The 11,327-nt window shown below is 38.2% G+C and carries 10 protein-coding genes; 4 read left to right on the top strand and 6 right to left on the bottom strand.

Annotated elements, in window-relative coordinates:
• Positions 1 to 287: 287 nt before the first annotated feature.
• Positions 288 to 1,757 (top strand): C69 family dipeptidase, encoded by a 1,470-nt coding sequence (locus G6R09_RS12840; RefSeq protein WP_163922848.1) that lies wholly within the window; start codon positions 288 to 290, stop codon positions 1,755 to 1,757.
• Between the two features lie 158 nt (positions 1,758 to 1,915).
• Here the strand turns inward: G6R09_RS12840 and G6R09_RS12835 are convergent, their stop codons facing one another.
• Together G6R09_RS12835 and G6R09_RS12830 are read right to left on the bottom strand one after the other, a co-directional pair.
• Positions 1,916 to 2,686 carry a class II glutamine amidotransferase gene (locus G6R09_RS12835; RefSeq protein WP_065168509.1) on the bottom strand — a complete coding sequence of 257 codons (771 nt, stop codon included), beginning with the start codon at positions 2,684 to 2,686 and terminating at the stop codon, positions 1,916 to 1,918.
• Between the two features lie 130 nt (positions 2,687 to 2,816).
• Positions 2,817 to 3,599: a helix-turn-helix domain-containing protein gene (locus tag G6R09_RS12830; protein WP_065168510.1), complete on the bottom strand. Its 783-nt coding sequence runs from the start codon at positions 3,597 to 3,599 to the stop codon at positions 2,817 to 2,819.
• Between the two features lie 96 nt (positions 3,600 to 3,695).
• Between G6R09_RS12830 and G6R09_RS12825 the strand changes: the two genes are divergently transcribed.
• Positions 3,696 to 5,060 (top strand): CynX/NimT family MFS transporter, encoded by a 1,365-nt coding sequence (locus tag G6R09_RS12825; RefSeq protein WP_065168511.1) that lies wholly within the window; start codon positions 3,696 to 3,698, stop codon positions 5,058 to 5,060.
• A gap of 98 nt (positions 5,061 to 5,158) precedes the next feature.
• Here the strand turns inward: G6R09_RS12825 and G6R09_RS12820 are convergent, their stop codons facing one another.
• The 3 genes from G6R09_RS12820 to G6R09_RS12810 all read right to left on the bottom strand — a co-directional run bounded on the left by G6R09_RS12820 (position 5,159) and on the right by G6R09_RS12810 (position 7,515).
• The gene (locus tag G6R09_RS12820; RefSeq protein WP_163922845.1) at positions 5,159 to 5,773 is read right to left on the bottom strand and encodes a glutathione S-transferase family protein; all 615 of its coding nucleotides are present in this window, start codon (positions 5,771 to 5,773) and stop codon (positions 5,159 to 5,161) included.
• 16 nt (positions 5,774 to 5,789) lie between these two features.
• Entirely contained in the window at positions 5,790 to 6,818 is a 1,029-nt protein-coding gene (locus tag G6R09_RS12815; protein WP_065168513.1) for an NADP-dependent oxidoreductase, read from the bottom strand.
• A 106-nt stretch (positions 6,819 to 6,924) separates the two neighbouring features.
• A complete protein-coding gene (locus tag G6R09_RS12810; protein WP_065168514.1) occupies positions 6,925 to 7,515 on the bottom strand; it encodes a TetR/AcrR family transcriptional regulator in 591 nt (196 codons plus the stop codon).
• Positions 7,516 to 7,715: 200 nt separating this feature from the next.
• On the opposite strand from G6R09_RS12810, the gene G6R09_RS12805 reads away from it, so the two are divergent.
• A complete protein-coding gene (locus tag G6R09_RS12805; protein WP_065168515.1) occupies positions 7,716 to 8,288 on the top strand; it encodes a hypothetical protein in 573 nt (190 codons plus the stop codon).
• 65 nt (positions 8,289 to 8,353) lie between these two features.
• On the opposite strand, the gene G6R09_RS12800 is transcribed toward G6R09_RS12805, so the two are convergent.
• Complete coding sequence (locus G6R09_RS12800) at positions 8,354 to 9,829, bottom strand: C69 family dipeptidase (RefSeq protein WP_065168516.1); 1,476 nt, start codon at positions 9,827 to 9,829, stop codon at positions 8,354 to 8,356.
• A 259-nt stretch (positions 9,830 to 10,088) separates the two neighbouring features.
• Here G6R09_RS12800 and G6R09_RS12795 point away from each other — a divergent pair, with 259 nt between their 5' ends.
• Entirely contained in the window at positions 10,089 to 11,324 is a 1,236-nt protein-coding gene (locus G6R09_RS12795) for an MFS transporter (protein ID WP_163922842.1), read from the top strand.
• Positions 11,325 to 11,327: the final 3 nt, after the last annotated feature.

Below are 11,327 nucleotides of genomic sequence, written 5' to 3'. Positions count from 1 at the left end.
ACAAACATTTTTATTAGTTTGTAATTTAAAAACAGAAACTTATATTTTGTCGTACAAAAACAACTAATAACAAACAAAAATCATCGTAACCATAAAAAAAACCTCTAAAAATACGTTTTAGCACACTACAAATTCATTACTGACCAAATCATATTGGAAATAATAACTGCAAACTTAGTTACCATTTTGTCTATTTTCATAATCCAGCGAATGTGATGTTTTACGCAAATAGCTGTGTTTCTATCCCCTATAGTAGAAGGCAATTTTTCGCCTCTATAGAGACACTAATGAAATCTACATTAATTTGTGCCGTCGTTGCGGCAACCCTTTCCCCCTCCGTCTTCGCTTGTACAACTATTCTCATTGGCAACCAAGCAACAATAGATGGCAGCTATATTATTGCGAGAAACGCGGATCATAGCCCGTTAGTGAACTCTCATTGGTTTAATCATCCTCATCAAACCAATAAACACGGTGAATTTAAATCTAACAGTAATTCTTTTAGTTATCCGCTACCCCAAACAAGTTTGGCTTATAGCAGTTTTTCTAAAGCCAAAACGCAAGATACCTCGTTTGGTTCAGCAGGTTTTAATGAGTTAGGTGTTGGTATGTCTGCCACTGAAACCATTTATAACAATCCCACAGCACTTGCTATTGATCCTTATAATGATGAGACCGGAATTAATGAAGATTCAATTGTTAATGTCATTTTACCGCGCGCGAAAACAGCCAAAGATGGTGTGCAGCTATTAGGCCGTATTATTGAAAAAAAAGGTGCAGCCGAAGGGTTTGGCGTCGCTTTTGTTGATAAAACGGGGATTTGGTATTTAGAAACAGGCAGTGGTCATCAATGGATGGCAACTAAACTGGATAATAAGGATTATTTTGTTTCAGCCAATCAAGGTCGGCTACAACGTTTTCATCCGAATGACACTGATAAATATCTTTCAAGCCCAACACTGATTACCTTTGCAATTGATCAGGGTATTTATAAACCCGCTCATGATGGCCCTTTTAATTTTCATAAAATCTATTCTGTAGATAATGCCAATGATCGACTCTATAACTACCCGCGAGTCCATGTTTTACAGAAGATGTATACGCACGGAATTAAAACAACATTAGCCAATCCATTAAACTTTCCAGTCTTTGCAATGCCGACCCACAAATTATCTGTCAACGATATAAAACAAGGATTACGTAACCACTATCAAGGCACATCGCACGACCCTTATACCAACGTTAATCCTAATGAAGCTTATCGACCAATATCTGTCTTTAGAACTTATCAATCTCACATTCTGCAAGTTAGGCCGACGCTTCCGCAAGCTGTTGGAGAAGTTGCTTATATTGGTTGGGGTATGACCGACCTCACCCCTTATATTGCGTTTTATCAAGGGGCAAAAATTCCAGCTATCTATAAAACAGGGGTTGGTAAAACTGCGGATAATTTCTCGGCTTATTGGCAATTACGTAAGGTACAAACCCTAGCCATGACTGACTATAATCAGTTTGCACCAATGGTGAAAACTGCGTATGCCGAATTTGAGAATAAGCAAACCGCATTAATGAAAGAAACGGAAAAAAAATACTTAGCAATCTATAAAACTCAACCTCAAAAAGCACAAGCCTTGTTAAATGATTTTGAATTAACGGTGACTAACCAAGCAATGGCAACAGCGAATAAACTTCAAAATGCGATTATCACGCAAATGACATCAAACACTAACAAGACTTATGAATTTTCAGGTGCTTAGTGTCAAGGTTATAACATTGACTAACACTGTAATACTACCCTAATCGACTTATAAGAATCGCTATAGGGTAATGTTATCGCTATCAAAAAGGCAGTTATTAATTCACACTTTCTAATTGAAAGTATATAACTGCCTTTTAAACTTACGATAGTAATAGATTAATCAATAATTAAATCATATTGAGAGCAATGATTATTTACTATATGAGTAATTGTCTGACGAGGAATTTTTTGCCACGTATCTGAATAATCTAAAGGCTCAGATGCAATGATCGTCTTATTTGATGATCGTTGAAGAAACACTGGAGGTGGCTGATGATCAGAGCTATAACGCACGACCCAAAATTGCTCACCATCTGAAATACACAGCGACGTTGTTAGTGGTTCAGTGATCGACTTATCTTCCATTGCCTGTTCAATTTCATATAACGTCTGATTAATCGCAGCAATAGGATCGACTCTTAAGCCATTCTTAATCATCATCAAAAAAATCAATTCACTATCGGTTGTGCCTACCCGTTTTAAAAATAGTTCTTCTGTTAATTGACGTACCAGCGTAAATTTAACCCGATCAAAACCACCAATATGACCGTTATGCAAAAACATCCAATTATCAAGCACAAACGGATGACAATTAACTCGTGATACTTGTGATCCTGTTGAATGGCGAATATGTGCCATAAAACGGTGTGAGCTAATATGGTGAGCTAACGAACGTAAATTTTCATCACCCCATGCCGGTAAAATATCATGGTAATAACCAGGTAATGCGCGATGAGAATACCAACCTAATCCAAACCCATCGCCATTAACCCGAATCGTCCGCTTTTTATTAGATTCAACACTTTGCTGAATTAATGAATGTTCAGGTTGATAAATTAATTCATCCAAATAGATACTATCACCGTGATAGGCTAGCCATCGGGACATAACGTATTCCTTACTCAATACAAAAAATACTAATGAAGTAGACTAATTTATCATGCGCTTAGCTTGATCACTATGTCTATGTCGTTTATCTAAACTTGATTATTGATATACATATTGATAACAAATCTGTCTATTCTCGCTCTTTCATATATTGCTTTGGCGGTCGCCCTAAGGTTTTTTTAAAAAACAAAATAAATGCGCTTACAGACTCATAGCCTAAGTCTTCTGCTACGCGCTGGACTGACTCACCCATTGATAATTTTTGAAGTGCTACCACAATATGTAACTGCCCACGCCAACGACCAAATGTTAAGCCTATCTCCTGCTTAACTAGACGCGCTAATGTTCGCTCACTCATTGCAAACTGTGTCGCCCACTCACCCACTGTATTTCTATCACCTGGATTTGCCAATAGTCGTTTCGCGATTTGATTTAAACGATGTTCTGCCGGAATCGGAAAATCAAAATGCTCCGTTGGCATTGATGTTAATTCATCAACTAATACGTCGACTAAACGTGCGACTGGCCCTTCTTTATCGTAATCCTGCTCTTCTTGCGCAAGGCGTACAATTAATTCTCGCAGTAAAGGCGAAATAGAAAGTGTGCAGGCTTTGTTTGGCATGCCGATAATATCTTGCTCAACAAATAGCATACATACATCTGCATCAGTTGAAATTCGATTACTGTGGGGGACTTGGCTTGGGATCCATACTGCGCAATGTGCTGGCACCATCCATACTGCATCATTAATATGACACTTCGCAAAGCCCGTCAAAGGCATCACTAATTGACCTTTATGATGTTGATGAAATGGCACTTCTTCTTCCTTTTCAACACCAGCAATACGTAATGCCAGTACCTTCTGTGGGTAGAGATCGGTATCAAATTCCATAAAACTGGTTTTAAAATTCATGCTATGTCCGTTTTTAGATATGAATTGTCAATATACCCGAATACAGAAATAAAAGTAAAGTTTATTATTATTCCAACGCTTTTATAGGAGACTGATATGTCACACAACGTACGTAAGATTGCGCATCCAGCGCTGGTGATCGCAGGAATCTTGCTCATTGCAAGTAACCTTCGTGCACCAATCACAGGTCTAGGTCCTATTCTAGATTTTATTTCTCATGATCTTGGCTTATCAGCAACACAAGCCGGTATGCTTACCACATTACCTTTGCTAGCCTTTGCCATTTTCTCACCAATATCTTCTGGCCTAGCAAGAAAGATGGGACTTGAGCCCTCACTTATGTTGGCACTGGTACTCGTCGCAGCAGGTATCGTAGTTCGTTCTTCTGGTTCAACGACTATGCTATTTTTAGGTACCTGTATTATTGGTGTCGGTATTGCCATCGGTAACGTATTACTACCAAGTTTACTTAAAAGAGACTTTCCAACTCAAGTACCAACATTAACAGCTGTTTATGTACTTGTTATGGGTATTGGTTCAACAGTAAGCTCTAGTTCTGCTATTCCTTTGTTTAATTTAGCAGAAAAACTTCATATTACGGCTATTCCAAACTGGGCATTTTCACTTGCTGGTGTAATTATTTTTCCAGCTCTGTCTATCTTAGTATGGTTACCACAGTTAAGTGGTCATACTCGTCCATCAGCTGATACTGCTGATATTGATAGCCATAGTTACTTATGGCGTTCAGCAGCAGCTTGGCAGGTAACGATTTTCCTTGGTCTTAACTCATTTATTATGTACATCTTTATCAGCTGGTTACCTAGTATCCTTATTGATAATGGTTACACAGAAAACCAAGCAGGTTATATTCACGGTATTCTTCAACTTTCAACAGCCATTCCAGCGTTAGTACTTATTCCACTAATGGCAAAAATGAAAGATAAGCGCGGCATGAGTGTGGCAATGGCGATACTGTCATTTGTGGGTATTCTTGGCCTATTATTTATGCCAGAGCACGCAATTGTATGGGTTATTGCTTTCGGTTTCAGCTGTGGTGGTGGTTTTATTCTTGGTCTATCGTTCGTCGGTATTCGTACTCATGACGCACATCAAGCTGCAGCGCTATCAGGTATGGCGCAATGTATGGGTTATCTACTTGCTGCAACTGGTCCTATCATTTTTGGTTCATTACATGAAATGACAGGTAGCTGGCACACACCACTACTTATGACTGCAGGTGTATGTATTGTATGGGCATTGTTAGCGTTATTTGCGGGTCGTTCACATGTTATTGTACGTACTAAGAGTGGTAAAGATATCATCATCGAAGACACAGAACAGCAAGCTAAATCTCATCCACATACAGATGTTCATGCTGAAATTGTACAGCTAAAAGCAGAGTTACAACGTATCACTAAAGAGCGTGACCAACTAAAAAACACGCTTGAAAATAAACAGTAATCTTGCATCAAAGAATCGCTATTAGCATACTGCTGGTAGCGATTTTTTACATTCAAAAAAGGCCACTTAACGTGACCTTTATCTAGTAGCCGTTTGCTTTAATCAAATTGCTGTTCAACCTGATCAGCTTTAGCAAATTTATCATGGGTTGCTAAGTGTGCTTGATAGCGTTGAATATTAGGATAGTGTTCTATCATGCCGTTATTTTGCAGTATTTCAGCAATAAACGACATCATGATATCCGCTCCAGTGAGTCGTTCTTCAACCAAATAGGTTTTACCCTCAAGACATTGTTCAAAATAACCGATCACTTTTTCAGCTTCGCCGTCAGCATAACCTTCTAAGAAATTGGTTTTTGCGCCATCTTTAGCAACAAACATCTTTAATAATAACGGTAAAATTGCCGAGCTTTCAGCAAAGTGCAACCATTGTAAATATTCAACATAAGCCGTTGTTCCAAGCTTAGGAGCGAGATTAGCACCATAGGTTTGAATCAAATATTCAGTAATAGCCCCTGATTCAGCAATCACTAATCCATTATCTTCAATAACAGGAGATTTTCCTAACGGATGAACAGCTTTCAATTCTGGTGGCGCTAAAAAAGTAACGCTATCACGAAGATAAGGTTTTACTTCATATTCCAAACCCAGTTCTTCTAATAACCAAATGATGCGCTTTGAACGTGACTTATTTAAGTGATGCAATGTGATCATAATATAATCTGCCTTGTTATTGCGCTGAATTAGTTTGAATAACTAGCTTGCCGAAATTCTTACCCTCTAATAAGCCAATAAATGCTTGTGGTGCATTTTCTAATCCTTGTACTAAATCTTCACGATAATGAATTTTACCTTCAGCGAGCCACTGACTCATATCAGCAGCAAATTCATCATAACGATCAGCATAATCATCAAAGATAATGAACCCTTGCATCTTAATACGTTTCACCAGTAACGTGCCCATTAACATCGACATACGATCGGGCCCTTGCGGTAATTCAGTGGCATTATATTGAGAAATCAACCCACATAATGGAATACGTGCACCAGTATTTAATAGAGGCAACACCGCATCAAACACTTTACCACCCACATTTTCATAATAAACATCAATGCCTTGTTCACACGCTTCAGCTAATTTCTCGGCAAAGTCATTCGCTTTATGATCGATACAATCATCAAAACCTAATACTTCTTTGGCGTAACGACATTTTTGTTCACCACCCGCAACACCAACAACACGGCAACCTTTGATTTTACCAATTTGACCAACCATAGAACCAACTGCACCTGTTGCTGCTGCAACAACAATCGTATCACCTTGTTGCGGTTTGCCTATATCAAGTAGCCCCATATAAGCAGTAAAACCAGGCATCCCCATCACACCCAAGGCATAAGATGGATGTGTTGGATGCATGCCTAATTTAAGTAACCCTTCACCATTGGAAATTGCATAATCCTGCCAGCCTGAATAAGATAATACCCATTCACCTTGTTGGTAATCAGCATGATTTGACTGCTCAACTTGACATACCGTACCGCCAACCATCACCTCACCCAAAGCAACAGGTTCTGCATAGGATTTAGCATCGCTCATACGGCCACGCATATATGGATCTAAAGATAGATATACACTACGCAGTAAAACCTCCCCTTCCGTTATCGTTGGTACAGCAGTTTGTTGTAGACAAAAATCCTCTGCCACAGGGGCGCCTACAGGGCGAGAAGCTAATACGATTTTACGATTTACGTTTGTCATTGAGCTTTCCTTTTCATTTCCAAAAACAAGCAATAGACCAGTCGTCTAGTGCTAAATGATAAAAAATCCCGTTGTTTTCATAACGGGATAATTATCATTAAACCATTTAAATTTCAGGACGTAGTTGAGCTTTAGTTGTCGCTAACGCTTGCTGTAATACCTGCAAATCTTGGCTCAACTTATAAAATAAACTGGCACCAAGCCATAATTGATACAATGTTTGTGCCGCTAATTGGCTATCTTTTACAGTGATCGTGCCATCTTTTATACCGTCTTCAATGCACTGTGCAATTAAGTTAACAATGCTATAAGCCCCAATTTTTAATGCTTCTCGCATTGGTTCAGAAAGATCTGATACTTCAGCACTTAGCTTAACAACTACGCATTTATTGACGTTACAGGTACCATTATCAATCTCTAACCAACGTGAAAAATAGTCAGTTAAGCGTTCAAAACCATTACCTTGACCTTGAATTAAAATCGCAGCGACATGCTCAAGGTAAGATTCAAAGTAATCTTCAATTAACGCCTCACCAAATTGCTCTTTCGATTTAAAATAATGATAAAAAGAACCTTTTGGTACAGCTGCTGTTCTTAATAATTCTGACAAGCCAACATTTGTGAATCCCTTAGCAACCACAAGTTGGTAACCAACGTTAAGAATATGCTGACGTGTATCGTGTGTTTTTGTATTCATGAGCTCAACTATAAACTCGACTAGACCAGTCGTCTAGACTTTTGTTAACATTATTTTGATTGTGCTGTTATTACTTATTATCAAATCCTTGTTTCTATCTTATTTATAACAGCGGATATTAATAGACATATAGCACCGAACACGTATGATCAGCACCATTAGCAAAGTACTCGAATTACACTGTCAATTGGAATATCGTTTTGATTAGAGAAAATGTCTTTACCCCTTTTGCAACGTGGAGCAAGCCTCTAGTTTCTGAGGTTGCAGAAGCAATCAACTTATTGAAAGATAATGGTTATGATGCAAAGCAACTTACATTAGCAACTGGCCTGCAAGAAAAAAACATCTGTAATTGGACAGCTAAATATAAGAAAGAGCCATTAGATGTTTCTTCAATTCCTTACCCTTGCTGGTGCTTTATTGCCGCATTGATTGGCCGACCTAACATCGCAACCAATGGTAAAGTGATTGAAGTTGATGAAATTAAACGTGTATTGCGTTTATTTAAGCCTTCTGCATTTGGTAGTCAAAATACATTTGTATGCCCAACAAGCGATCAATTCGCGAAATTGATCGACAGTGGTTTATTTGCAGAAATGACAACTGACAATATCGCTGCATTATTTAATTGGAAGCCAGAAAACGTCAATGAAAGTTTACGTGCAGGTAAATTACCTTACCTAAACTGGTGCCTTATCATGATGATGTTTGGTATTAACATTCAAAAAATGGCATTAAAAGATTTAGAGACTGAGATTACACTTAATCAGTAATTGTTTACTTATTGCCTAAATTAACGCCTTGTAGTGAGTCATTTATCTACAAGGCGTTGTTGTATTTAAAGGCTTATAATATTCATATAGTTAGAACTTGAATAACCATTTTCTGTACTTTTAGTTAAATCTGTCATGATTCTATAGCGCATTTTTTTAGCTAACATTAGCATTTGATTTAACTGTCTTGTTGAATAATCTACCGATACTTTAACCGCAGCGGTTGGATCTTGTTGATAAAGGCTAATTAAACGTTTATCAGTATTGGCAAAGGTTTGATAAATTTTATGCTGCGCGCGTTGCCAGTTGTTATTAATAAACGATAAATACTTTATAGGATGTGTAGTGGCGAGCGTTGTTAGACTTCTAAATTGCCAATAAGCAGAGTCATCAGAATACTCATCGGTGCCGGTCTTATATGCTGCAGGAAAATCATGTAGTGTTGCATAGAGAGGAATTAAAATTGATTCAGACAATATACCGTAGCTTTGCCAAATCACCCCTTGAAAAGGAGCTGGCATATTGGGTCTTAACTGAATAATATGCGATTCTATTTGACGATCAACACGAATAGGACGATCGCCTGAATGGGCTAATGCGGTATTTTCATAGGTTGCACTCAATACACTCACAACGTTACTAAGGCTGATTTTAGAGTCTGGTTTCATAAATAATGGATATTGCTGCTGTCGCACTTGTTGCCCAACTGAACGTGATAATATTTGTTGCCCAAGCCATTCACGATCGATATTTGAGGTATCGCCTATCACTCCAAAGGCTTTGGCAAAATTAAAATCTGCTTGCTGAGGACGCGCTAACAATTTATGTTGCTGAACAAACTCAAATAATCCTTTGGAATGTAACACATTTTTTGAGTGTAAATTAATACCATGGATCCGTAATCCATTTGCCAACATAGCATAACTATCATCAGGGACTTTAACTGCAATCCAATGATGACCTGAGCCTATTTCCATTAACCATGCTTGATTAATATCGGCAATATATAAGCTATTCCCCTCACCTGCGCCATATTGTTCAATATAACGTCCTAACAACTCTACTCCTTGTTTTGCCGTTTTAGCTTGCGGTAAAACAAGGGTTGGAATATTTGCCTCTATTACTCCATTTTTGACTAATGGATCTGCAGCCAAAGCCCGCTGATTAATATCAACACTTGTTGTGGCAGATACCGCAACATTAAATTGATTAATACCGCGCTCTTCAAAATTCTTCCCTTCATGCGCTAATGTGGCTGCGTTCCAGTCCGGCATCGCCGAATAGGCGTATAAAATAGGCGGCATTGGCACCACTAGTCCATTACCTAATAACCATTGCTTCTTTGTCGTTGTTACTTTAGGGCGATAGACCTGATACTTATTCCAGTTGTTGACCTTATAATCTTCATTTCTAGCAATAACAATACTGCCATCTACTGTGGCTTTTTTGCCAATGATTAAGCCAGTATTCGCTTCAGCAGCGAGACTCAACATCGATATACACATAATAACGACTAAACTGAATGCAATAGTAATATTCATTAATTCTCTCTTTACTTACACACCATCAACAAACACTAACAACACAATCTTAAATAAATTTATATTTATTTTTTTAAGGTTCAGCATTCTATACACATATACATTATAAACATACATTTCATTGTTATTTGCTCACAAGATCACGTGCTAAAAGATTACTTTAACTATTACTATCAATATAAATGGCGTAATCGCTTGATCCAGCATAATACCCGATTAAAATAGTCGATTATTATCGTCCGCTGGAATTGCACCAAACATGCCAACCTTAAGCCAACCTTTGGCGTTAAAACCAACTTCATTATTGACGCTCTATTGCATTATTTTTCTTGGATCTGCTGGTTTTTTTATTACGATCCCAGCTTATGTGAGTTTATTTTTAACCGATCACTCAATCGCTATCGCGCAAAATATGCCGATTGAACAACGGCGCACCTTGTTTGGTACTGTAATGTCGGCAGCCCCTTTTATCTCGATGTTTTTTACACCATTAATTGCCCGTTTTGCCGACCGTTTTAGCCGCAAAGCAACAATGGCATTGTGTTTAATTATTGCTGCAATTGGCTTTGCTATGCCCATCTATGCCATTGTTGTCGGTTCAATTGCGTTATTATTTGCTGGCAATATGATCAATAGCCTCGGCTCTGCAAGTCAGCCGATTGCACAAGCTATTTTGGCTGATAATAGCCGAGGAAAAACCAAAGCGACCTTAATGAGTTTAGTCGCAGTAGTAATGACAGCAGCAATGTCATTTGGACCTGCATTAGGCAGTAAACTATCAGCAACCTATGGTACTCAAGCTCCGTTTTATGCCTGTTTAGTTATTGCTATTTTTTGTCTCATCTTATTGAATTTAGTGCGATTACCTACTCAAATGTCGTTACATAATGAGAACCCTCTTTCTTTTATTGCACCACTAAAACGTAGCCAAGCAGGTTTATTACCTTGTTTAGCGATTGTGTTTATTTGCCAATTTAGTTGGAGTTTATACTTCCAAAACATTGCGTTTATTTTTCCACAAAAATGGAATATCAGTGTTGAAAGTAGCTTCTACCAATATTTCATGATGGCAATTGGTGTGGTTATGATCAGCTCATTATTACTGCTTCCGCGCATTATTCTCGCGCGTATTAATGTGCATACGGCCTTACGCATTACCACCCTTTTTGCGGCAATAGGTATGGTTCTTTTGTCTATCACACCAACACCTAATACCCATATTGCAGCGATGATATTTACTGCGGTGATGGTTGCGATTTCATTTCCGTTTTACATTACAGCATTATCAGATAGAGCCAGTGAGGCCGATCAAGGGTGGATCATGGCACTGTCTAGTGCAATGGTAGGTTTAGCCTGGACATTAAGTGGTTATTTAACCAGTGTATTTGTAAACATTGATTTAATTCTACCAACAGCAATTGCTGCTATTGGGTATTTAATTGCAATGATTTTAGTGCCACGTAAAAAAGCGACAGTGACTGTTGCTGCTTATTAATAT

Origin of the sequence: Photobacterium sp. Alg240-V54 (assembly GCF_900537155.1) — a bacterium.
Lineage (GTDB): Bacteria > Pseudomonadota > Gammaproteobacteria > Enterobacterales > Vibrionaceae > Photobacterium.
This window is presented reverse-complemented; position numbering and strand designations above follow the sequence as displayed.